The sequence below is a fragment of the Deltaproteobacteria bacterium genome, from assembly GCA_030690165.1.
GTDB lineage: Bacteria > Desulfobacterota > GWC2-55-46 > UBA9637 > UBA9637 > JACRNJ01.
The window spans coordinates 1-24,652 of the sequence record JAUYHF010000009.1 but is presented as its reverse complement, the minus strand read 5'-3'; the positions used below and the strand labels follow the sequence as shown (position 1 = coordinate 24,652).

Below are 24,652 nucleotides of genomic sequence, written 5' to 3'. Positions count from 1 at the left end.
AGGTTCAAGAATTTTGCCCTTCTCAATATTTTTGCTATATAATTTGCGGGTATGGTAATATTAAGCAATTGCAAGGGAGGTATATATGGTGAGGAATTTAATTGTATCAGATCCGGCTGTGATGATGGGGAAACCTGTTGTAGCCGGAACAAGAATAACTGTTGAACTTATTTTAGAAAAACTGGCTGCTGGCGAAACAGTGGAAGATATTCTTGAAGCTCATACAAGGTTGACTCATGAAGGTGTTCAGGCTGCGCTTGCTTTTGCTGCCGAGGTCTTAAAAGGGGATGTTGTTTATCCGGTTGCCGGGGCGGCGGCGTGAACTTACTTGCAGATGAAAGCATCGACAAGCAAATTGTTGATGCGCTTCGTGAGAAAGGATATATCGTTGGTTATGTAGCTGAAATGGCCCCTGGAATTTCCGATGATGTTGTGCTTGAACTTGCAAACAGTGAAGGAGCTCTTTTATTAACAGCAGATAAAGACTTCGGTGAATTGGTATTTCGTCTTCGTCGTCTTTCTTCCGGAGTTGTGCTGGTCAGATTGGCTGGTTTATCCCCAATTAGGAAGGCTCAAATTGTTGTTCCCTTAATCATAAAACACTTCAGTGAGTTGATGGAGTCCTTTTCAGTCATTACCCCTATGGGTATTCGTATTCGGCATCAAAAAATTGAATGAACATCTACTTATTTCTGATTCTCAGGAATTAGGACATGGAGCTTTCTCAAATAATCTCAACCCTCCTTAAACCCTTCACATTTGCATCCAAAGACAATTTTACGCATATCTCAGCAGTAAAAGATGTTGAAGGTCTTGTGGGAAAGCTCTGCAAACAAGCCTTATCCCTTCCAATTTCAGATGACGACATTAAAAAAATGAGCGAACTTGAGGCTGCATTCAAGGGCTTTGATAGAATGGCTGTGGGTGAAAAGAAGGAGAAAATCCGGATGGGATTGGAGATTATCAAAGTAATCAGCAATCAGCGGCCGGATGTAGATGTATTTGCTGAAAACCTAAAGCTGAATGCTGAACACTACTCTTTAGATGATATAAAAACGAGATTATCTAAGCTCTCCACCCCTTTGAAAAACATTAAAGGCATAGGCCCGAAATTGGCCCAGGTATTCGCAAATAAAGGGTTGAATACGGTTGAGGATGTTTTATATTGGCTACCAATCAGGTATGAGGACAGACGCAAGATGAAAAAGATATCTCAACTTATATTAAAAGCTAAAGAGGTTGTATCAGGTGAGATAGCGGCCATGGGCGAGGTATTTTACGGCAGGCGAAGGGTCTTTGAGATTGCCATAAGCGATGGGAGCGGGTTTCTTAAATTGAAATGGTTCCATTACAGGCTTCCGCTTATGAAAAAGAGATATAAAATCGGGCAGAGGCTTGTCGTTTACGGTGATGTGGGTATTTTCAGCGGCCAAAAGGAGATAATACACCCTGATATAGAAATATTTGAAAATGATGACACACTGGATTCCATTAACTTTAATGCGATAGCGCCTGTCTATTCGCAGGTAGGGAATATGCATCAAAAGACAATAAGAAAGATCATACGAGGCATAGTTGATGAGTTTTCACCCATGGTAATCGGCTCGGTTCCACCGGATGTTCTGAAGAGATACGGGCTTATGGAATTGCCAAATGCTGTGGCTGAACTTCATAAACCTACGGAAACTCCAAACTCCGAAATCAGTAAGGGCGTAATGCCTTACGCCCCTACCTCAAACTTATCAAACTGGTTGCCAAGAAAAGGCATTGTGTTTGATGAGCTCTTCTCCCTTGAAATGGGGCTTGCACTCAAACAGAAGAAGCTTGCCAAAGAAGAAGGCATTTCATTCAATACTGATTCCGCGCTGGTTGAAAATTTTATAAACATGTTGCCATTTAAATTAACCGCGGCGCAAGAGAGGGTTGTCTCGGAAATAAAAAAAGATATGTCAGAGCCGCACCCTGCGAACCGTCTTATTCAAGGCGATGTCGGCTGCGGCAAGACTGTTGTTGCGTTTATGGCAAGTATTATTGCAATTGATAACGGCTATCAAGCCGCAATTATGGCGCCCACGGAGATACTTGCAGAACAGCATTATCTTAATATCCATAAATATGCTGAAGGTCTTAGCATTAAGACTGCGCTCCTCACAAGCAGCCTCACGAAATCTGAAAGGAAGGCAATTCTGGATGATATAAAAACTGGTAATATAAACCTTGCCATTGGCACCCATGCCCTTATTCAGGAGGATGTGGAATTTACAAGGCTCGGACTTGTGATTGTGGATGAACAGCACAGGTTCGGCGTTATCCAGAGGGCGATGCTTAAGAAAAAAGGGGCAAATCCTGATATACTCGTTATGACAGCAACACCGATACCGAGGACATTATCCATGACAGTTTTCGGAGACCTTGATGTTTCGGTTATAGATGAGCTGCCTCCGGGAAGAAGGCCGGTTAAAACAAAGGTCTTCAGAGAAAGGGAGAGAGAAGGAGTTTATAAGATTATCAGGGGTGAGCTGGAGAAGGGAAGACAGGTTTATATTGTCTATCCTTTAATAGAGGAGTCAGAGGAACTTGATTTAAAGGATGCTACGAGGATGTCAGAGCATCTTAGAAAAGATATATTTACGGAATATAAGATAGGCCTTCTCCACGGAAAGATGAAGTCTGATGAAAAAGAGGCTGTTATGAAGGCATTTAAGGCAAGGGAGATGGATATCCTTGTTTCAACCACTGTAATAGAGGTAGGTATAGATGTGTCTAATGCAACATGTATGGTGGTGGAACATGCAGAGCGCTTCGGCCTTTCCCAGCTTCATCAGTTGAGGGGCCGTGTGGGAAGGGGAGAACATGATTCATACTGCATACTTCTTGCCGGTAAAATTGGCTCAGTGGATACATACAAAAGGCTTAAAGTAATGGAAGAGACAAACGATGGTTTCAAGATAGCAGAGGAGGACTTGAAGATTAGAGGCCCCGGAGATTTTCTCGGCACGCGACAGTCAGGTCTGCCTGATTTCAGGGTTGCCAACCTTTTGACTGATGCCTCTCTGCTTCAGAAGGCAAGGGATGAGGCGTTTAATCTGATAAAAACCGACCCTGAGTTTGAACAGGAAGGGCATAGGGTGTTAAAGGAGATAATCAATGCCAGATGGAAGGGAAGGATGGAACTGGCACAGGTTGGTTAATTTAACCAAAGAAGAGTTTAGGAAGTTTTATCAAGTTGATTAAAGAGGTAAGCCTGATGAAAAAATTAAGATGTTCAGACTTTCTTTTTAAAAGATTTAAGTTCATCTGTTTCAAACACTATATTTTTGCCGATTCTTTTAAATTTTAAAATCCCTTGCTTTACCCATCTCCTGACAGTTATTTCTGCTACCTCAAGATATTCCGCTGCCTCTTTTATAGTAAAGGGGTACCGCCTTATATCGTCAAACACCTCATCATGCGTATAAACCTCTTTTTCAAAACCCCGCCTTCCTATAACGGTGAAAAGTTTCTCTCTTTCCTTTACCGGCATTTCTAATATTTCCTTATAAACCTTTTCCGCTGTTATTGTTGTTATCATAATTATTTACCCCCTTATATAGTGTTTGAAGTCTCTGTAAAAGTTTTCATGAGTCCCTATCGCATAGACCACTATGTCATTACCCTGTATTTCGTATGCAAGAAGATATTGTTGATGGTGGAATTTAAACTTATGAACTCTAAATCCTGCAAGGTCTCCCTTTTTAATTTCTCCAGTAGATGGATTGTTTTTAATTCTGTCAATTTCATCTTCAATAACAAGTTGAAAAGGCCTTGTCTGTTTTTTGACAAAATTTCTGAATGCAGGCTTGTAAAAAACATCCATGATTAAGAAGATGATAAGTTATTTAATCATGTATGTCAAGAGATTTAGCTATGCCTTTCTTTCTTGCCAAAGAATACTGAATGGGTTATATATCTATGAAAATTAGCAGTCTGAAAATCACATGAGCCACTTAAAGATTTCTGAGCAGATAACCCGCATTTTTAACGACTGGATGGAAGGAGAGGGGAGGTGGTTTTTATACCTTCCTTCTCTTCTATATGGCATTGGGCTGCGGCTTAGATTTTTGTTATATTGTATTGGCGTATTTAAGACACACAGGCTCGATTGCAAGGTCATTTCCATTGGCAATATCACTACAGGCGGAAGTGGCAAGACGCCGATGGCCATATATCTTGCGGAGCGATTACTGGAAAGAGGCAAAAAAGTAATTATACTCAGCAGGGGATATAAGGGGAAGATAAAGGATGTCGGCGTTGTTTCTGACGGAGAAAATATATTATTAGGCCCTGAAGATGCGGGGGACGAACCGTATCTAATGGCTGTAAAATTAAAAACCGTTCCTGTGATAGTCGGCAGAGACCGCTACAGGGCAGGTATGTATGCCGTTGAAAGATTCAAGCCGGATATTATCATACTTGATGACGGCTTTCAGCATATAAGGCTTGCAAGGGATATGGATATTGCGCTTATAGACTCACGTAGAGGGTTTGGAAACCATAGGCTTTTTCCAATGGGTATTCTGAGAGAGCCTTTGAGCGGTCTTAACCGGGCGTCATTTTTTATGGTTAAGGGCAATGAATTGCAAATTGCAAATTGCAAATTGCAAATTGCAAATTTAAAAAAACAAAACAAGCCTATTATTTCATTTAATTATAAACCGCAGGCCGTTATAAATCTTCTTGATAACAGCAGGCATAATGTGGATACTTTAAAAGGGAAGAAGGTTGTCGCCCTTTCAGGCATAGCAGAGCCAAGATCATTTAGCGAGACACTAAAAGAATTAGGGGCAATTATAATCAAAGAGATTATCTACCCCGACCATCATTTTTATACATTAGATGATTTGAAAAAGATTAAGGATGCAGCGGCTGAGGCTGAGATTATAGTTACAACTGAGAAGGATGGCGTAAAATTAAAGAGGCTTTCAATAAAAGACCTGCCTCTTTATACTATTGCAGTAGATGTTAATATTAAAAACACTAAAGATTTCAATGAGATATTGGTGAATGTTTAATAGATTTGTAATCATTGCGCTTAAGATTTTATCCTGGTTTATAGGGCATATACCTCTATCTATAAGTCTCTGGATTGGAAGGGGTCTGGGCAGAATTGGTTTTTATCTGGATAAAAAGCACAGAGAGATTGCGCTAAATAATCTCAAGACGTCCTTTGGAGATGAAAAAACATCTGATGAAATAGATATCATAGCAAAGAAGGTTTTTGAAAATCTTGGAATGAATCTAATGGAGTTTTGCAGACTCCCCTGGCTTAAAAAGGAAAGTCTGGACAAATATATTGAGTGCGAAGGGTTTGAGAATTTTAAAATGGCGTATGACAAGGGGAGGGGAGTGATATTTCTTACCGGCCATTTCGGCAACTGGGAACTTATGGCCATCTTCTATGCCCTGAAGGGGTATCCGGTGGATATAGTAGTAAGGGACATGGATAATCCTCTCATAGATGAATTTGTAAGATGGGTAAGAACGAAGGCCGGTAATAGGATAATTTCTAAAGGACGTTCTATGCGGGAGCTTCTCAGAATACTCTCAAAAGGCGGGGTTGCGGGGATTCTGCTTGACCAGAATGTAGCCTGGGCCGAAGGCGTGTTTGTCTATTTTTTTAACAGGCTTGCGTGCACAAATAAGGGGGTAGCGCTTATGGCCATATCGAGCGGCGCGCCTGTTGTCCCCACATTTATAGTAAGGGATGGGAAGAGGCACAGGGTTATAATAGGCAAGGAGATTGAAGTTATTGATACAGGCGACAGGGCAAAAGACCAGATGGAGAATACAGCCGCATTTACAAGGGTTATAGAGGATTTTGTAAGAAAATATCCTGAACAATGGTTCTGGCTTCATCAGAGATGGAAAAGCAGGCCTGAAAACGACCCGAATAGAGGAACTGAAAGGGCATCGCTGATAGAAAACAGATTGGAGGAGATATGAATTACGATATTACAAATTTCCTTTTGGCGCTAATCCCCGTATTTGTGGCTATGGACGCAATAGCTGTGCTTCCCATCTTTTTATCCATGATAGAGGGTATGCCGCCTGACGATAAAAAGATTATTATAAAGCAGTCAGTAGTTACAGCCTTTCTGATAAGCGTATGTTTCCTTGCTGTAGGAAAATTCATATTCTCGGCCCTTGGCATAACTGTCGCAGATTTTAAGATAGCAGGCGGGATAGTCCTTCTTGTTTTGGCAATCAATGATCTCTTGTTTCCGGAAAAGACAAGGAGATTTCAAGGTTCATCCATAGGGGTGGTGCCGCTCGGGATGCCTCTGATTGTGGGTCCAGGCGTATTGACAACTATAATAATTCTGGTGGATACATACGGCTATCTGCCCGCGCTTTTTTCCATACTCGTAAATCTTTTCATAGTCTGGCTTGCGTTTAACAAGTCGGATGCAATAATGAAGATATTGGGCGAAAACGGCGCAAAGGGATTTTCCAAAGTCATGAGCATATTCCTTGCCGCCATTGCAGTAATGATGATAAGAAGGGGTATATTTGAACTGATTAATATGGGATGGTAGGAATCCTTGCAAAAATATCCTGATTGGGTTATTTTAAATTGCCATGTATCGCACATCGCATATTACATATCGCATATTACACATCCTTCTGCCATTTATTACCTTATCTCTTATTGCTAACTGTACCAAGATAGACAAAGAAGCTAATGCAGTGCAGCTTGCAAATAGCGATACTGCCCCTGCCTACGGCGATACCATTGTGGAAGGCACAATCGGCGAGCCAAGCGTCCTAATCCCCATGCTTGCAGGCGATTCGGCATCCCATAATGTGGCAAGCCTTATTATCAACGGGTTAGTAAAATATGATAAGGACTTAACGCTCATAGGTGATTTGGCAGAGTCATGGGACATATCAAAAGACGGCCTTGTTATTACATTCTATTTAAAAAAAGGTGTTAAATGGACAGACGGTGTTGAGTTTACTGCCGATGATGTGATGTTCGGCTATAAAACCATAATAGATGAAAAAACACCTACCGCATATTCAGAGGATTTTAAGCAGGTAAAAAAGGCTGAGGTTATTGATAAATATACCTTCAGGATTATCTATGAAAAGCCCTTTGCCCCTGCATTGGGGAGTTGGTCTTATATAGTTGTCCTTCCCAAACATCTTTTAGAGGGCAAGGATATAACAAAAAGCGAACTTGGAAGACATCCCATCGGCATGGGCCGTTTTAAATTTCTTAAATGGACGCCAGGGCAGGAGGTTGTCTTAGAGGCAAATCAGGGCTATTTTGAGGGAAGACCGTATATAGACAGGTATATATATCGTGTCATACCTGACCCTGCGACCATGTTCCTTGAGCTCAAGGCAGGCGGCATTGACTGGATGGGGCTTACGCCGATTCAGTATACAAGACAGACAAACACTGCGTATTTAGAAAAAAACTTTAAGAAATACAGATACCCTGTGCCTGCATATACATACATGGGTTTGAACATGTGCTTAAGGCGCGAGCCTGACACAGGAAAGTGCATGGAAAAACATCCCTGGTTCGGCGACAAGAGGGTGCGCCAGGCAATAGCCTACGCCATAGACAAACAGGAGATAGTGGACGGCATTCTCTTTGGCCTTGGAAGTCCAGCCACTGGGCCATATGTGCCGAATACATGGCCTTACAATCCCAATGTAAAAAAATATGAATACAATCCGGAAAAGGCGAAAGAACTCCTTGCTGAGGCAGGGTGGAGGGATACTGACGGAGACGGTATTCTTGACAAAGACGGCAGGCCGTTTGAATTTACCATACTGACGAATCAAGGAAATACAGTAAGGATAAATACTGCAACCATTATCCAGTGGAGACTGGCCAAGATTGGCATAATGGTAAAAGTGAGGACACTGGAATGGTCGACATTCATAAATGAATTTATAGACAAAAGGAGATTTGAGGCGGTGATACTTGGATGGAGTATTGGCCTTGACCCTGACCAGTACGATATCTGGCATTCGGGCAAGACAAAAGAAAAGGAATTTAATTTTGTAAGCTACAACAATCCAGAGGTTGATGCGCTTCTGGAAAAGGGTAGAAGGACATTTGATACAGAAGAAAGAAAAAAGGCATATTTCAGGATACATGAGATACTTGCAGACGAACTTCCATATATATTTCTTTATGTCCCTGACGCAACACCCATTGTCCATGCGCGCTTTAAGGGAATAGACCCGGCGCCCCTTATAGGCATGGGCTACAATATAGATAAATGGTATGTGCCGGCAGGGCAGCAAAAACATAAGGTGATACAGTAAAAATCCCGAGCGGGTTCAAGTTTGCAACTTGAACCCAAATAGTTCATATAGAAGTAATCACGGAATTCAGGGAGCAGGTTGCAAACCTGCTCCCGCAAGTGCATAAGATGCTAACCTACCTCTTAAAAAGACTCCTTGAGATGATCCCAACTCTGTTTGGGATTACCATCATTTCCTTTTTCATAATCCAGCTTGCGCCCGGCAAGCCCACGGATGTGCTTGCTGATTTAAATCCGAAGATGACGCCTGAGGCAAGGGAAAGGCTTACAAAATACTACAATCTTGACAAGCCCATCCATGTTCAATATTTAATGTGGCTTAAGAGGGTTGCAAAACTTGATTTCGGCGATTCGTTTTCCACTGACAGGCGGCCTGTCTGGACAAAGATCAAAGAAAGACTCTCTATTACCATACTGATTAACTCCCTTGCCCTTGTTTTAATCTTTGCCATTGCCATACCCATAGGCGTATCATCCGCTGTTCATCAATATTCTCTTTACGACAAGATTACGACGATGCTTGTCTTCATTGGCTTTGCCATTCCAACTTTCTGGCTCGCATTGCTCCTTATGATACTCTTTGGCGTTAATCTGCACTGGCTTCCCGTATCAGGCTTGAAATCCCTCGGATATGAAAACCTGTCTGCTATAAACAAGATATGGGACAGCGTGAGCCATCTGATATTGCCTGTTACACTGGAGGCATTTGGAGGGCTTGCTGGCATTTCAAGATACATGAGGAGCAACATGCTTGAGGTTATAAGGCAGGACTACATCACTACTGCCAGGGCAAAGGGGCTTTCTGAAAGGAAGGTTATATACAAGCACGCCCTTAGAAACGCACTGCTTCCTGTGATAACCCTGCTTGGTCTTTCAATCCCCGGGCTCATCGGCGGCAGCGTAATATTTGAAAATATATTCGGTATCCCGGGCATGGGCCAGCTTTTTTATCAATCTGTAATGATGAGGGACTATCCTGTAATAATGGGCATATTAACCATCGGAGCAATATTGACATTGTTGGGAAATATGCTGGCGGATATAGGGTATGCTCTGACGGACCCGAGGATAAGGGCGAGATGACAGTCAGCAGTCAGCAGTCAGAAGTCAGAAGTTTAAAGTATATCTTCTGGCGCAGGTTTAAAAAGAACCGGCTTGCGGTTTTTGGCGGGGTTATTGTGTTTATACTTTTTACCGTTGCCATACTTGCTCCATTTATTGCTCCACATGGCCCAGATGTAATAGATGTGAAGCATGTGCTTGAGCCGCCGAGCCTCCAACACCCTTTTGGAACAGATGACTTGGGAAGAGACATTTTAAGCCGCGTAATCTACGGTTCCAGGATATCCCTTGCAGTGGGCTTTGTTGCTGTGGGTATAGCCACTTTAGCAGGCATCATCTTCGGCGCATTATCAGGCTACTACGGCAGATGGACGGATACCGTCATAATGCGATTTGTTGACATTATGCTGGCCATCCCAACATTCTTTTTAATCCTTGCAGTCATTGCCATGCTTGAGCCGGGTATCTGGAACATAATGATTGTAATCGGCCTCACATCATGGATGGGTGTGGCAAGGCTTGTGAGGGCAGAGTTTTTGTCATTGAAAGAAAGGGAATTTGTGCTTGCGGCAAGGGCGCTGGGCGCAAGCGATTTCAGGATTATCTTCAGACATATCCTTCCAAATGCCATGTCACCTGTGCTTGTGTCAGCGGTGTTGGGAATTGCAGGCGCTGTTCTCGTAGAATCGGCATTGAGCTTTCTTGGCATAGGCGTCCAGCCGCCCACCGCAAGCTGGGGGAATATTCTCACAATCGGCAAAGATAATATCGAGATTGCATGGTGGCTTTCTGTTTTTCCTGGCCTTGCCATATTTGTAACAGTATTGGCATATAATCTTTTGGGGGAAGGGATAAGGGATTCTATAGACCCGAGGCTGAAAATATAATTCATGCTGAAATCATATCTTAAACGCGTATCTGATATTACAAATAGAGGCGATGCAAGGGAAGAGAGCTACTACTCATGCCTTGAGGAGCTTCTAACAAATTATGCTGACTCAATAAACAGGAAAAATGTAGACATTACAACCCTGCCTAAAAAAACCGATGCCGGAAATCCTGATTTCAGAATATGGGATGGAAAACAGCAGATAGTAGGGTATATTGAGGCAAAGGCGCCGACAGTTGAATATTTAGACCATATAGAAGAAACCGGGCAGTTAAAACGTTACCTTCATACCTTTCCCAATCTTATATTAACCAACTTTTTTGAATTCAGACTTTACCGCAACGGCCAGTTGATTGATAAAGCCCAGATTGCGCGGCCGTTTGTCATTCACAAACTCAAGGCAGTCCCGCCGGTTGAGAAAGAAAAAGATTTTTGCAATCTGTTGGGAAAATTCTTCTCTTTTTCCTTGCCAAAGGTCTATGATGCCAGAGCATTGGCAGTAGAGCTTGCAAAGAGGACGCGCTTTTTAAAGGATGAGGTGATTGCACAGGAGTTGGAAGAAGAAGAAAAAAAGGGGAAAGGGAACATCCTCGGTTTTTATAAGGCGTTTAAAGAGCATCTTATAAGCGGGCTGACAAAGGAAGACTTTGCAGACCTTTATTCGCAAACCATTGCCTACGGCCTCTTTGCTGCCAGAACCCGCACAGAAAACGGTTTCAACAGAAAACTCGCATACGATAAGATTCCACGGACAATAGGCATATTAAGGGATGTATTCAGATTCATCTCACTGGGCGATCTGCCCCGGCAGATGGAATGGATTATTGATGACATATCAGATGTTCTGGCTACAACAAATGTTTATAAGATACTTGATGAGTATTTTAACAAACATAAAGGCAAAGACCCCATTGTCCATTTTTATGAGACATTTCTTGCGGAATATGACCCAAAGACGCGGGAAAAGAGAGGCGTCTATTACACGCCAGAGCCTGTGGTTTCTTATATTGTCCGTTCTCTGCACAATATCCTGAAGAAATATTTTGAAAAAAGAGACGGGTTTGCATCAGGTTCCGTAACCGTATTGGATCCGGCTGCAGGCACACTCACCTTTCTTGCCGAAACAAGCAAGCTCGCCGTGGAAGAATTTATCTACAAATACGGAGACGGAGCAAAAGAAAAGTTTATCCGAGAGTATATCCTTCAAAATTTCTATGCCTTTGAACTGATGATGGCTCCTTATGCAATCGGACATATAAAGATGTCTTTTTTGCTGGAAGAACTTGGTTGCAAACTTAAAGATGATGATAGATTCAACCTTTTCCTTACAAATACATTAGAAATGGAGGAACTTGAGCAGACGAGTCTTCCCGGCATGGCATCGCTTTCAGAGGAATCGCATCTGGCAGGTATTGTCAAGAAGGAACAGTCCATTCTTGTAATACTCGGCAATCCGCCTTACTCTGGGCATTCAACCAATATCGGAGATTGGATATCAAAAGAGATAAAGGCATACTATCAGGTTGACGGCAAACCTCTTGGCGAAAAGAATCCAAAGTGGCTGCAAGATGACTATGTGAAATTCATACGGTTTGCCCAGTGGAAGATAGATCAGGCTGGCGAAGGGGTTTTAGGATTTATCACGAATCACAGTTATCTGGATAATCCGACATTCAGGGGGATGCGGCATTCATTGATGCAGAGCTTTGACGAGATTTATCTACTCGACCTTCACGGCAACAGCCTCAAAAAAGAAAAATGTCCTGATGGCTCAAAAGATGAGAATGTCTTTGACATCCGGCAGGGTGTTGCGATTTCACTGTTCATAAAAAAACAGAAGGTAAAAGAAGAGCCTATTTATCCAATGTTCGCACCTTCGCCGCAAATGGATATTTTTACAGAAAAGGAAGTTGAAGAAAAACCCAAAAAACACAAATGCAAAGTTTTCCATTCTGAGATATGGGGAGAGAGAAAAGATAAATATAACTATCTTGATAAACATGACATAAATACAACAAAGTGGAAGAAGATAAATCCCAAAACAGAATTTTATCTCTTTATACCGAGAGATGAAGGGCTTTTAAAACAGTATGAAACCTATCCTAAAATTACGGATATATTTCCTGTAAACAGCGTCGGGATAGTTACAGCAAGAGACAATTTTGTGATTGACTCTGACAGGAATGCTTTAAAAAGAAGAATAATGCAGTTCAGGGATAAAAAAATACCTGATGAAATCATGCAACAAACCTATAACCTGAAAGACAAATCCAACTGGAAACTTGAAGACACACGGGAAACAGTCAGGAAAGATGATAAATGGGAAGAAGATTTTACAAGAATTTTGTACCGTCCTTTCGACAACCGGTGGGTTTTCTATCATGATGCGCTTATTGAACGTCCGCGAAGGGAGGTCATGCACCATATGCTCCAAGAGAATTTAGGATTATTAACATGCAGACAGCAAAGTAGTACGAGTTTTTATCATACATTTGTTTGTAATACGATTGCTGAATCTTGCGTTGTTTCAAATAAAACAACCGAAATAAATTACCTTTTCCCCCTTTACCTCTATCAACCTAAAGATAAACCCAAGAAGAAATCTTTAAGCAGTGTAATGATGCTCTTTGAACCAAAGGCAGATTATCTGGCAAAGAAGCCGAATATATCTCAGGAACTTTTTGAAAAACTGAAAGAAACTTTTAAAAAAGCTCCTTCCCCTGAAGAAATTTTCTATTACATTTATGCAGTTCTTTATTCAAACATCTATCGTGAGAAATATGCTGAATTCTTGAAGATAGATTTTCCACGAGTTCCTTTTACAAATGATTATAAACTGTTTAAGAAGATAGGAGAATACGGCGAAAGGCTTATTGAACTGCATCTTCTGAAACCAGAGGAACTCGGCCAGTCCATTGCCAGATTTCAAGGCGAAGGAGATAATAAAGTTGAAAAGCCGAAATATGAACAACCCCCTCAATCCCCCTTAACAAAGGGGGAATTAAGGATTGTCCCCCTTAACAAAGGGGGTCAGGGGGTTGTTTACATAAACAAAGACCAGTATTTTGAGGGCATTTCTCAAGAGGTCTGGGAATACCGGATCGGCGGCTATCAGGTTCTGGATAAATGGCTCAAGGATAGAAAAGACAGGGCGCTGTCTCTTGATGATATAAAACATTACTGCTGGATAGTTGCTGTCCTTAAGAAAACAATAGAGATTCAGGATAAGATAGACAGCATATATACAGAGATTGAAAAATCTCAAGGCTAAAGCCTTGAGTTACTGTAACTCAAACCTTAAGGTTTGAAAACCAAAACACTATGCCAAACCCTCTACTCAAAATAACCGATCTGCACACCTCATTTTTCACCGATGCTGGCGAGATCAAGGCTGTGCGCGGAGTGAGCTTTGGTCTTGATAAAGGTCAGACCATCGGTCTTGTGGGAGAGAGCGGCTGCGGAAAGAGCGTTACCGCGCTTTCAATCATGAGGCTTGTCTCTTTTCCGGGCAGGATTGTAAAGGGTGAGGTCTTCTATAACGATAAAGACCTGCTCAAGTGTTCTGAAGATGATATGCGGAAGATACGTGGCGCTGAGATTGCAATGGTATTTCAGGAACCCATGACCTCCCTCAATCCTGTGTTGACCATCGGCAATCAGATTTCAGAGGCCATTTCTCTGCATCAAAATCTGAATAAAAGAGAGGTAATTGATAAAACCGCAGAGATGCTTAAGCTTGTGGGCATTCCATCGCCTGAGAAAAGAATTAAAGACTATCCACATCAAATGAGCGGCGGCATGAGGCAGCGAGCTATGATTGCAATGGCGCTTTCGTGCAACCCAAGCTTGCTCATTGCTGATGAGCCTACAACCGCGCTTGATGTTACAATTCAAGCGCAGATTTTGGAATTGATACAAGGTTTGCAAAAACAGTTTGATATGGCAATGATTCTTATTACCCACGACCTTGGTGTTGTTGCAGAGACAGTAGATAATGTTGCGGTGATGTATGCAGGGAAGATTGTAGAATACACTGATACAAAAACTTTATTTGCAGAGCCGCTGCATCCATATACTATCGGACTTCTCGATTCTCTGCCAACAATAGAAAGGACAGACGGAGTTTTGAAAACAATCCCAGGCACAGTGCCGGGGCTTATAAATCTCCCTCCCGGATGCAGCTTCTATGGCCGATGTCCGAAGGGAGACTCAGGCTGCACAGAGCATGAGCCGGAACTGCTGGAGGTTAAAAAAGGGCATTGGGCGGCGTGTTATAAGGCGCAATAATGTACGAATACTATAGTGAAGGTAATAAATATATCAGGACGTCGATTGAAGAAGTAGAGCAAAGCATTGCCATTGCCATTGCATTCGGTTTGGTTGTTGACGATGCCATTGTCATACTGGAAAACATATATTCAAAGACTGAAAGCAGCATGAATGTTTTATAAGCTGTAATTAAAATGTCTCAGGAGGTTTATTTTGGATTATTGGTTGCAAAAACATCTCCTGCCAGCTAATATCTACAAATAAGAGATTCAGGCGAGGTTTTTAAATGGAAGTCATGTCCCAAACAAAAGCTTCGGTGCACGGCAAGCGGCAAAGGTGGATTGCTATTGCCGCAATTCTGTTCATAGCGTTGGCCACAGGCGGCATCTGGGTATGGCGCGCCAAGGGCACTGCAACCAGCGCTAAGGGAACGATCACGGTTCAGGTAGTGAGTGCCCTGGTTGCGCAGACTGATGTTTCAGTAAGGCTCATTGCCAACGGCACGGTAACTGCCATGCAAACAGTTGAGGTGCATCCACAGATCAGCGCCACAATCAAGGCTGTGTATATCAAGGAGGGACAGTTCGTGCGCAAGGGCGACCGTTTATTCACGCTCGATATGCGTACCGAGAATGCTAATCTCAGCAAGTCCGAGGCACAGGTGGTCAAGGATCGCGCCGACCTGATGAACGCCGAACGGAATCTTAAACGTCTGCGCAATTTGTTCCGGCAGGAGTTCATTTCACAGGCTGCGCTTGATGTGGCGCAGAACCAGGTAGATGGATTGCGCGGCCAGCTTGCGGTTGACCAGGCTGCCGTGGAAGTGAGTCGTGTGGCGCGTAGTTTCAGCGAAATCACCGCCCCTATCACCGGGCGCACTGGTGCTATTGCAATATATCCTGGCAGCCTGGTGCAGCCTAACGGAGCTGCGCTGGTAAGCATCGCGCAGATTAATCCCATCAATGTCAGCTTCACCTTGCCCGAACGCGAGTTTGCGGATTTACAACAGGCATTTATTAAAGGCGAAGTGCCTGTACACGCAAAGCTGGATTTACCAGGCCAGCCAGCCGCCCTGAAGGGACGCCTTGTCTTTGTTGATAATGCTGTGGATACGGCAAGCGGTGCCATTCGTCTCAAGGCAGAGTTTCCCAATGTGGAGAATCGCCTCTGGCCGGGCATGTTTGTCACGGTAACACTTGCGCCGCGTACACTTACCCACGCAGTAACGGTTCCTGTGCAAGCGGTACAGACCGGGCCTGAAAAGAAATTTATTTACGTGATAGGGGAAGACCGCAAGGTAACATCGCTGCCCATCAATGTAATCTTGATCCAGGATGGATTTGCAGTGATTGAGGGTATTGCGCCTGGCGAGCGCGTCGTTGTGGAAGGGGCGCAGAACCTCAGGCCGGGCAGTGTGGTGGTCGAGTCAGAAAACAGAGGACAGAGTATGGAAGACAGCCACGGCAAGAACACTAACAAGGGCGGCGCGAAGACCAACATCGTGGGCAAGCAATGAACATCTCTGAGTTGTGCATCCGTCGCCCGGTGATGACGGTGCTGTTGTCGGCAGCCGTTGTAGTTGCCGGTATCCTTGCCTACAGCAGCTTACCCATTGCCGCGTTGCCTACTTACGATACCCCAACCATCTCGGTTACAGCAACGCTCCCCGGCGCCAGTCCGGAAACCATGGCCTCTTCGGTGGCCACGCAACTCGAGCGCCAGTTCTCCACCATCTCTGGCCTGGCCGTAATCAGCTCGACGAGCACGCTGGGCAACACCTCGATCACGCTGGAATTCGATCAGGACCGTAATATTGACAGCGCCTCCATTGATGTACAGGCGGCGTTGCTTCGTGCGCAGCGCTCGCTGCCAACGGAAATGACCACGCCGCCATCCTATCAAAAGGTCAACCCAGCTGACGCACCAATCATTTTCCTTACCCTGACATCACCCTCGATGCCGCTATCGGATTTGAACAGCTTCGCCAGTGATCTTATTTCGCCGACACTTTCCACGTTTGCCGGCGTAGCGCAGGTAAACATAAACGGGCAGAAGAAATATGCCGTACGCATTCGAGTACGTCCTGATGCGCTTGCGGCGCGCAACCTGACTGTTGATGACATCGCAAATGCATTGCGCAGCGCTAACGCCAACACCCCTGTCGGCACGTTAGAAGGGCCGCGCCAAACGCTCATCATCCAGGCCAACCGCCAGCTTGGCAAGGCCGCCGCATTTGCCAATCTGGTTGTAGCAATAGCCCCCGGCGGCAATCCGGTGCGACTCTCAGATGTTGCGGTGGTCGAAGATAGCGTGGAATCGGTGAAGACAGCAAGCTGGGTTAACGGCGAACGTGCCATCACGCTTTCGGTGCAGCGCCAACCGGGCGCCAACACCGTTGTTACGGTGGATAAGATCAAGGCGGCGTTGCCCAAGCTCATCGCGCAAATGCCGTCGTCGGTTCAACTCAAGCTGCGCGTTGACCGCTCGGAGTCAATCCGCAATTCGATTCACGACGTACAGGTCACACTGATGATAACCGTCGCCCTTGTCGTGCTGGTGATTTTCCTATTCCTGCGCAAGCTTAGCGCCACATTCATTCCGGCGCTGTCTCTGCCTATTTCGCTGTTGGGTACGGTGGCTTTCATGAGCGCCTTCGGCTACAGCCTTGACAACATTTCGTTGCTCGCCATCACCCTTGCGGTCGGACTGGTGGTGGATGATGCCATCATGGTGCTCGAGAATATTGTGCGCCATGTAGAGAAAGGCATACCGCCGATGCAGGCCGCACTGCAAGGGTCGAGAGAAATGGGCTTTACCATCATTTCAATATCCCTCTCGCTGGTGGCGGTGTTCATCCCAATTTTCTTCATGCCAGGCGTGATCGGGTTGCTGTTCCATGAGTTCGCTGCTGTGGTGGGAGTTGCTGTTCTCGTGTCGGCCGTGGTGTCGCTCACTTTGATACCAATGCTGGCCAGCCGCTATCTGGTTCAGCATGAGACCGAAGGGCGCGTCCTGAAATGGACAGCATGGTTCGATTATGCATTCACCAAAATGCGGACGTTCTACGAACACCTGCTTGACTGGGCATTGCGCCACAGCCGTGTGGTGCTTGGCATAGCGGTCGGCACCTTCGTCGCTACCGTCGCTCTGTTCCTGCTCTTGCCCAAGGGTTTCTTTCCCAATGAGGATATCGGTCAGGCTATCATTACGGTGGAGGCGGTCGAGGATATTTCCTTTCCAGCCATGGTCGAACTGTTGCAACGTACGGGCGATGTGATTCGCGCCAATCCAGCTGTTGATACGCTCGTTGTCAACGCCAGCGACAACAACAGCGGGCGCCTGTTCATGGATCTCAAGCTGCGCCGCGAGCGTTCGCCTATGGACAAGGTGATCGAAAATTTGCGCCGTGATGTGCGCGTCATCCCAGGTGTCAATGTTTTCATCAACCCCATTCAAAACCTCAGGCTTGGCAGCCGTATCAGCAAGAGCCGCTATCAGTATGTCATGCGCAGCGTGCGCGCCGAAGAACTACGTGCAGCATCCGATGGCCTGATGGCGCGCATGCGCGAGGACGCGATCTTCCGCGATGTTGCCAGCGATTCGCAGCTGAAGGGTTTACAGGCGCGCCTCAATATCAACCGCGACAAGGCCAACCTGCTGGGTGTGCAGATCGCGGATATCCGTTCTACACTCTACAGTGCTTTCGGCGAGCGCCAGGTTTCGACGATATACACTTCCAGCGACAGCTATCAGGTCATCATGCAGGCTGTTGCCGAAGATCGCACCGACGAGAGCGCCTTCAACAAAATATATGTGCGCGCAAAGAACGGCACTCTGGTTCCATTATCGAGCGTTGCGACCGTCGAGCGCGAAGTGGGACCAATCTCGATCAATCACGCTGGGCAGCTTGCAGCACTCACTATTTCCTTCAACCTCGCGCCTGGCACGGCACTGGGCGACGCATCCAAGCGCATAGAACAGTTCAAGCACGAACTCAATCTGCCAGTGAGCATTCTCACCAGCTACAGCGGCGATGCCGCTGCATTCCAGTCCTCGCAGACTAGCCAGGTAATGCTGATCGCCGTCGCGCTAGTGGTGATCTATGTGCTGCTGGGTGTCTTGTACGAGAGCTATATCCACCCGATCACGATTCTTGCCGGGCTGCCCTCGGCCGCAGTCGGCGCACTGGCAATGTTGTGGCTGTTTAACATGGATATTTCGATTATCGCTATGATCGGCATTTTGATGTTAATCGGTATCGTCAAAAAAAATGCCATCATGATGATCGACTTTGCGATTAACGCCCAACGCAACGAAGGAATGGCGCCAAGTGTGGCAATCCGAACTGCATGTCTGCTGCGTTTCCGCCCGATAATGATGACCACCTTGGCGGCGATGATGGGTGCGCTGCCTATCGCCATGGGCTTAGGCGCTGGTGCCGAGCTGCGTCAGCCGCTGGGTCTTGCAGTAGTAGGTGGATTGTTGTTCTCGCAGGTGATCACACTTTTCATCACACCTGTGATATACCTCTACCTTGATCGCTTTTCGGGAAGCGGGCCACTTAAGCTGGCTGGCGATGACTAAAGCTGTCGTTTATACGGGTATTGCCGTTGTTGGCGGTATGTCCTTCGCCAGCGCCCTGACCCTGTATGTGATCCCTGCTGTGTATTCCTACATTTCCAAAGAGCAACATGTGTAAAGGGGGAAAACAGATTACATTATGCCACTGCTCACACTAAATAATATCACAAAGTATTTTCCTGCACGGGGCGGTATTTTTAAGAAAACCGACGGGGTTGTTTATGCGGTTGACGGTGTGAGTCTTTCCGTAGAAAAAGGGGAGACATTCGGCCTTGTTGGTGAGAGCGGATGTGGCAAGTCTACCCTTGGCCGTGTTGTTGCAAGGCTTATTGAACCGACATCTGGCAATATAATCTTTGATGGCAGAGATATAACCCATCTAAAATCAAAGGAGCTTAAATCCGTAAGAAGGGACTTGCAGATTATCTTTCAGGACCCTTACGCATCTCTTAATCCAAGGATGCCTGTTGGAGAGATTATAGGAGAGGCATTGACCATTCATGGTATAGCGAAAGGCGTGGAGAAAACAGAAAAGGTCAAGCAGCTTATTGACATTGTCGGCCTTCCAAAGAATTCCATCTCGCTCTATCCCCATGAATTCAGCGGCGGACAGAGGCAGAGGATCGGTATTGCCAGGGCAATTGCACTGAACCCGAAGTTTATTATAGCAGATGAGCCAATCTCTGCTCTTGATGTTTCAATCCAGGCGCAGATTATAAATCTCTTTAAGGATTTGCAGAAAGAGTTTAACCTGACATACCTCTTTATTGCTCACGATTTAAGGGTTGTGGAATATCTGAGCGACAGGGTTGCAGTCATGTATCTGGGAAAGATTATGGAGATAGCGACATCCAAAGAAATCTACAGCCATCCTGTGCATCCATATACAGAAGCGCTGTTATCAGCAGTTCCAATACCAGATCCAAATAAAAAGAAGAAAAGGATTATACTTAAAGGTGAGATACCAAGCCCCATAAATCCGCCGTCTGGGTGCGTATTTCATACAAGATGTATATATGCGCAGGAGAGGTGCAGAATAGAAGCGCCTCTTTTAATGCCAAGGCGGGATAGTAGATTGGCTGCCTGCCATTTCCCGCTTTGATTAATAAAAACCTTCTATAATGTTGCCACTGCTCATCTGTTTCACAAAGACCACGACTCTTTCCAGTCGATCCTGCATGGAGAAAGGACACGGCGCTCAATTTTATTGCTTGCACTATTGATTTATTGTGCTATAAATTTACAAGAGTCTATATTCTTAAACAGAATGCAAAAAAAATGTCACCACGGTGATTAGGAGCAGTTGCAAAATGCTCAGACCAGCGCTGTGCCTAAACAAATATGCCCAAAGATATATACACAAATGGGAAACCAAATGCTACAACAGGACGACCTAATCAGCGATATACTGCGCTTACCGGTTTAGTATTCATCTGTTTTTTCATATCGATATTGGCAGTATCTGCTGTTATACTGGCAGGCTTCGGCAGCCGCTGGGGATGGTGGCATTTCAGGACAGGGCTTGCTATTCTTAAATACAGCGGTTATGCAAGCCTTGTTGCGGCAGGGTTGTCGCTGCTCGGGTGTGCCTGGTCAGGGTTCATTGGTGCACGGTTGAGTTTTGCTATTGCGCTGACAGGCCTGCTCATCACCCTTCCTGTTGCCGGAACCCTGTGGCAGTGGAAGATAAAGGCTCAGACTGTTCCGAGGATTCATGACATCACTACGGATACAGAGAATCCTCCATCTTTTAAGGCAATCCTTCCCATGAGAAGAGATGCGCTCAATCCATCAGATTACGGAGGCAGGGAGATTGCCGCTCAACAGCGTGCCGGCTACCCGGACATAGGTCCATTGGCGCTTACTGTTCCACCGGATGAGGCCTTTCAGAGGGCTGTCTCAGCGGCAGTTAATATGGGCTGGCAGATCGTTGAAGCAAATCAGGCAGAGGGGCGCATAGAGGCAACTGATACAACATACTGGTTCGGATTTAAAGATGACATTGTGGTGAGAATCATATCCGAAGGAGCCGGGAGCCGTATTGACATCCGATCAGTCTCAAGGGTTGGTATAAGCGATGTGGGTACCAACGCAAGGAGGATACAGAAATTCCTGAAAAAAGTGGGTTAATAACCCCGCCCATAGGGCTGGGCTTATTGACTGTATATGACGGGTGTAAACTTTTATTTCCCTATCACCTTTACAGTGCTGGCCTGCGGTCCTTTTTCTCCTTGTTCTTCCGCAAAATGCACCCCTGCGCCAATCTTCAGGCGCTTAAACTCGTTGTTCAGCACGCTGTTTTCATGAAAATATATTTCCCTGCCATTCGATGTAGTGATGAAGCCGTAGCCTTTGTCAGGAAATATGGCGCTTATCATGGCAGAAGGAATTTCATCGTGCCGTTTTGTATCACCACGCTGTTTTCTGGAATAGTCCTCTAATTGGCGGCGCGCTGCGTCAAAGGCATCCCTTATTGCCACAGAGATATCTTCATTCGGCTCGCGTTTTATTGCCAATTCTCCGCCAGGCACTGTTATGTAGATATGAACATCATACAAAATACCCTTATGTTTATGGTGATGAGGAACCTCCACCACGACCCTGCAGCGCATAATGCGGCTATAAAAGCTGTCTAATTTTTCCGCTCTTTCCTTGATTTGTTCTCTTATAAGCTCAGTAATCTCAAAATTGCGGGCAGTGATTTGCAAATCTATTTTCATATTTAGACCTCTCTTAAATTTTAATATATCGCAGCTTGCTGCGGGGAGGTTCATTGTTGCATATACTCTAAAAACTATACAGCCCCAAGGTTATGAAACCCCTCAGGGCTGTTGATTATAAGGCAATTAACCCCATTATTTTTTCTTTCCAGAAGCCTCCTCGCCATGGAGTATTGCTTGTTCAGCGTGATTGACGGCTTCTTTTGCATGCTCCATAGCCGATTTTGCATGAGGATTGCTATTCTGCTTGAGACCCTCTTCAAGGTGCTTTATAGCCTCCTTTAGATGCATTACACCCTCTTTTGCATGTTTCACCCCTTCTATTGCATGTTCTTCACCCACTGCCAAGGATGCTGCGGGGTTCGCCAGGCTGAATGCCATAGCCATAAAAATGGCTAAAAATAAACCTAATGCCATGTGTCGTTTCATGTCCTGCCTCCTTAATACTTCCCCGCCTCCCTTCCGGTGAGGGCTTATGGGGTTAATGTATTTTGAACGAAAATTATTGTAGCATGGTTTTGCCGGTTGTCAAGTTTGTTATAAAAATGGTAATGTATTATTTCTTGTGTCAGAAGCAAGAAAGGGGTATCTCCATGGTAAGCCAATACCAAAACAAAAGGAGGATACCCCATGACTCAAAGAGCCACAATAGAGAATTATGCACAGGCAGTAAGGATAGTCAAGGAAATGAATATTGACTATCACCAGTGGAAAGAGAACGATTGGAAGGAAGAAGGCAGGAAGGCGGTTAAACAAGTAATAGAGGACAGGATGGCTGCTTATCTGGAACGGCAGTTCCTTGAGATATCCAATCAAGGTATCTATGACCGCAGGAACGGTTATTACTCAAGGCATCTTCTAACAGGGCTTGGAGATATAGAGCTGGATGTTCCCAGGACAAGGACATTCAGCGCCATATCTGTTCTCAAGGCATATGCAAGACGCAGCCCAGATATAGACCAGATGATTCTGGGTTGTTTTGTTCTTGGGCTATCCACTCGCAAAGTAGGCGAAGCGCTATTAAGCGTGCTGGGAGAGAGGATAAGCCCATCCACTGTATCAATAGTAGCCAAGACCCTTGACAAGGCAGTAGAGGCATTTCACAGGCGCAGACTTGCGGATAAGTATAAGGCCATAATCCTTGATGGTGTTGTGCTAACAAAAAAGACAGGAGTTGGGGCAATAAAGAAGATTGTCCTTGTAGCATTAGGTATACGGCATGATTTAAAGAAAGAGGTTATAGACTTTTATATTGCAGGAAGCGAAAGCGAGGCTGAATGGGAGAGGTTTCTTACAAACCTGTATAAGAGAGGACTTCTCGGAGAAGGAACAGATGTTCTATGTGTTGATGGAGGCAAAGGGCTTCTTGCAGCCCTAAAGACTGTATATCCTGATATTCCAATCCAGAGATGCTGGGCGCATAAGATGAGAAATATCATTAACAAGGTAAAGAAGAAGGATACGGAAGAGGTAAAGAAAGACCTTCGGAGGATATACAGGGCAAAGGATGAAAGGAAGGCAAGAAGCAGCGCAAGGGTATTTGCCGATAAATGGGAGAGGATATATCCTAAAGCAGTTCTTTGCTTAAGAAAGGATATTGATGCTCTTCTTACCTTTTTTAGATTCAAGGAAGAACCTGTAAGGAAAGCTGTAAGGACGACGAACGCAATAGAGAGGAGGTTTAGAGAGGTAAGGAGAAGGACAAGACCTATGGGTGTGTTCAGCGACAGAACGAGTATGGAAAGAATACTGTATGCTGTATTTACCTATGAAAACAAAAAGGAGGGAACTAATACCCCTTTCTTACTGACACATAATAATTGACATTACCTTGTTTTCTTGTTTGTTGTCTTGTTTGACACGGCATGAGAATTCCGATAAAGTCAAGAAACTGGTCAATAATTGGTTGTGCAACAAAAGAAACAAAATGACAGAAAAGAATATCTTAATTACCTTCCTGCCCGACAGGAAATACTTCAGCGAATTGCGGCGCCCTTGGAAACTTGCCACCTTCGGCATAGGGATGCTCTGGCTCCTCTACGGTGCGGTGTACTACGACATATGTGATTGGGATGTAGGAATCAGCCTCATCATGGGTGGGCTTACGTATGTTTTTGCACCTTGGAGCGTGATTACGATATACAACTCAATTCGATTTAGACCTCATGCGTGGCCTTTACGTGTAGTGGCTGCTCTCGTGCCAGCGATGTTTGCTGTAGATTGGGTTTATTGGCTTTATCATTCCGCTGTTGGCAACCAAATGTTGAGATGGGAAAATTTAAAGGTATCTATGGCGCTTTATTTCATTTGCTGGATTGTCTGGTGCTATCGTGGGTCTTTAACGGATATAGTGCGTGAATTCGGGGGCAACGCAATGAACCATGAGCCCCTGATAAAGTCACAACCGACATTTCTGCGCAGAGTATTGAAGTTCTTCGCTAAAGCTGTTCTCGCCTTCATAATTTTTACCTGTATTCTTTTCATCTACGCGGAACTGAAGGTAGAGTGGGCAAAAAAGCAGGTTGAGGCATTTAATCAACTGGTAGTTATTGGAATGCCAGTGGCAGGTTTAGAAAAGAAAGCAAAAGAAATGCACCTAAACTATAGGCGAATGGCTGATAGTAATGACAAAGACGGAAAGTTCTTTGTATGGGAAGGATTCATTTTTGCACCTCCCCCGAAATAGTGGACACACCAAAGGGTTAGGTTATAGTAGAATCATATAACCTAAGGAGGTGTGAAATGCAAGAAAGGAAAGTGAACAGGAAATACGATAAGCAGTTTAAGGAAGAAGCAGTAAGACTTGC

The 24,652-nt window shown here is 44.9% G+C and carries 22 protein-coding genes; 18 read left to right on the top strand and 4 right to left on the bottom strand.

Features of this window, described 5'->3' with window-relative positions; all coding sequences use genetic code 11:
- The first annotated feature begins 85 nt into the window (after positions 1 to 85).
- The 3 genes from Q8P28_02810 to recG are packed head-to-tail and all read left to right on the top strand — an operon-like array spanning position 86 to position 3,191.
- On the top strand, positions 86 to 322 hold the full coding sequence (locus Q8P28_02810) for a DUF433 domain-containing protein (GenBank protein ID MDP2681725.1): 237 nt from the start codon (positions 86 to 88) through the stop codon (positions 320 to 322).
- Positions 319 to 678 carry a DUF5615 family PIN-like protein gene (locus Q8P28_02805; protein MDP2681724.1) on the top strand — a complete coding sequence of 120 codons (360 nt, stop codon included), beginning with the start codon at positions 319 to 321 and terminating at the stop codon, positions 676 to 678. Before Q8P28_02810 ends, Q8P28_02805 begins: the two co-directional genes overlap by 4 nt.
- A 35-nt stretch (positions 679 to 713) precedes the next feature.
- Positions 714 to 3,191, top strand: a complete 2,478-nt coding sequence (gene recG / locus Q8P28_02800) for an ATP-dependent DNA helicase RecG (protein MDP2681723.1) — start codon at positions 714 to 716, stop codon at positions 3,189 to 3,191.
- Positions 3,192 to 3,265: 74 nt separating this feature from the next.
- Here the strand turns inward: recG and Q8P28_02795 are convergent, their stop codons facing one another.
- Complete coding sequence (locus tag Q8P28_02795) at positions 3,266 to 3,571, bottom strand: helix-turn-helix domain-containing protein (GenBank protein ID MDP2681722.1); 306 nt, start codon at positions 3,569 to 3,571, stop codon at positions 3,266 to 3,268.
- 6 nt (positions 3,572 to 3,577) lie between these two features.
- Positions 3,578 to 3,856, bottom strand: a complete 279-nt coding sequence (locus Q8P28_02790) for a type II toxin-antitoxin system RelE/ParE family toxin (protein MDP2681721.1) — start codon at positions 3,854 to 3,856, stop codon at positions 3,578 to 3,580.
- 121 nt (positions 3,857 to 3,977) lie between these two features.
- On the opposite strand from Q8P28_02790, the gene lpxK reads away from it, so the two are divergent.
- The 13 genes from lpxK to Q8P28_02725 all read left to right on the top strand — a co-directional run bounded on the left by lpxK (position 3,978) and on the right by Q8P28_02725 (position 21,255).
- On the top strand, positions 3,978 to 5,051 hold the full coding sequence (gene lpxK, locus Q8P28_02785; GenBank protein ID MDP2681720.1) for a tetraacyldisaccharide 4'-kinase: 1,074 nt from the start codon (positions 3,978 to 3,980) through the stop codon (positions 5,049 to 5,051).
- Entirely contained in the window at positions 5,044 to 5,982 is a 939-nt protein-coding gene (locus Q8P28_02780) for a lysophospholipid acyltransferase family protein (protein ID MDP2681719.1), read from the top strand. The genes lpxK and Q8P28_02780 overlap by 8 nt, the downstream gene beginning before the upstream one ends.
- The gene (locus tag Q8P28_02775; GenBank protein ID MDP2681718.1) at positions 5,979 to 6,575 is read left to right on the top strand and encodes a MarC family protein; all 597 of its coding nucleotides are present in this window, start codon (positions 5,979 to 5,981) and stop codon (positions 6,573 to 6,575) included. The genes Q8P28_02780 and Q8P28_02775 overlap by 4 nt, the downstream gene beginning before the upstream one ends.
- A 43-nt stretch (positions 6,576 to 6,618) precedes the next feature.
- Positions 6,619 to 8,325 carry a peptide-binding protein gene (locus tag Q8P28_02770; protein MDP2681717.1) on the top strand — a complete coding sequence of 569 codons (1,707 nt, stop codon included), beginning with the start codon at positions 6,619 to 6,621 and terminating at the stop codon, positions 8,323 to 8,325.
- Between the two features lie 107 nt (positions 8,326 to 8,432).
- Positions 8,433 to 9,407: an ABC transporter permease gene (locus tag Q8P28_02765; GenBank protein ID MDP2681716.1), complete on the top strand. Its 975-nt coding sequence runs from the start codon at positions 8,433 to 8,435 to the stop codon at positions 9,405 to 9,407.
- On the top strand, positions 9,404 to 10,273 hold the full coding sequence (locus Q8P28_02760; protein MDP2681715.1) for an ABC transporter permease: 870 nt from the start codon (positions 9,404 to 9,406) through the stop codon (positions 10,271 to 10,273). The genes Q8P28_02765 and Q8P28_02760 overlap by 4 nt, the downstream gene beginning before the upstream one ends.
- Positions 10,274 to 10,276: 3 nt before the next feature.
- Positions 10,277 to 13,546: a type ISP restriction/modification enzyme gene (locus Q8P28_02755; protein ID MDP2681714.1), complete on the top strand. Its 3,270-nt coding sequence runs from the start codon at positions 10,277 to 10,279 to the stop codon at positions 13,544 to 13,546.
- A 50-nt stretch (positions 13,547 to 13,596) separates the two neighbouring features.
- Complete coding sequence (locus Q8P28_02750) at positions 13,597 to 14,562, top strand: ABC transporter ATP-binding protein (protein MDP2681713.1); 966 nt, start codon at positions 13,597 to 13,599, stop codon at positions 14,560 to 14,562.
- Positions 14,562 to 14,726 (top strand): hypothetical protein, encoded by a 165-nt coding sequence (locus Q8P28_02745; protein MDP2681712.1) that lies wholly within the window; start codon positions 14,562 to 14,564, stop codon positions 14,724 to 14,726. The genes Q8P28_02750 and Q8P28_02745 overlap by 1 nt, the downstream gene beginning before the upstream one ends.
- A 104-nt stretch (positions 14,727 to 14,830) precedes the next feature.
- Positions 14,831 to 16,060 (top strand): efflux RND transporter periplasmic adaptor subunit, encoded by a 1,230-nt coding sequence (locus tag Q8P28_02740; protein MDP2681711.1) that lies wholly within the window; start codon positions 14,831 to 14,833, stop codon positions 16,058 to 16,060.
- Positions 16,057 to 19,128, top strand: coding sequence for an efflux RND transporter permease subunit (locus Q8P28_02735; GenBank protein MDP2681710.1), 3,072 nt, complete (start codon positions 16,057 to 16,059; stop codon positions 19,126 to 19,128). Before Q8P28_02740 ends, Q8P28_02735 begins: the two co-directional genes overlap by 4 nt.
- Before the next feature lie 136 nt (positions 19,129 to 19,264).
- Complete coding sequence (locus tag Q8P28_02730) at positions 19,265 to 20,227, top strand: dipeptide ABC transporter ATP-binding protein (protein MDP2681709.1); 963 nt, start codon at positions 19,265 to 19,267, stop codon at positions 20,225 to 20,227.
- 239 nt (positions 20,228 to 20,466) lie between these two features.
- A complete protein-coding gene (locus Q8P28_02725) occupies positions 20,467 to 21,255 on the top strand; it encodes a DUF1499 domain-containing protein (protein ID MDP2681708.1) in 789 nt (262 codons plus the stop codon).
- A gap of 53 nt (positions 21,256 to 21,308) precedes the next feature.
- Here Q8P28_02725 and Q8P28_02720 read toward each other — a convergent pair whose 3' ends face one another.
- Positions 21,309 to 21,845: an HPF/RaiA family ribosome-associated protein gene (locus Q8P28_02720; protein MDP2681707.1), complete on the bottom strand. Its 537-nt coding sequence runs from the start codon at positions 21,843 to 21,845 to the stop codon at positions 21,309 to 21,311.
- A gap of 135 nt (positions 21,846 to 21,980) precedes the next feature.
- Positions 21,981 to 22,274, bottom strand: coding sequence for a hypothetical protein (locus tag Q8P28_02715; protein MDP2681706.1), 294 nt, complete (start codon positions 22,272 to 22,274; stop codon positions 21,981 to 21,983).
- 201 nt (positions 22,275 to 22,475) lie between these two features.
- On the opposite strand from Q8P28_02715, the gene Q8P28_02710 reads away from it, so the two are divergent.
- The gene (locus tag Q8P28_02710; protein MDP2681705.1) at positions 22,476 to 23,669 is read left to right on the top strand and encodes an IS256 family transposase; all 1,194 of its coding nucleotides are present in this window, start codon (positions 22,476 to 22,478) and stop codon (positions 23,667 to 23,669) included.
- 103 nt (positions 23,670 to 23,772) lie between these two features.
- A complete protein-coding gene (locus Q8P28_02705; protein MDP2681704.1) occupies positions 23,773 to 24,531 on the top strand; it encodes a hypothetical protein in 759 nt (252 codons plus the stop codon).
- Positions 24,532 to 24,652: the final 121 nt, after the last annotated feature.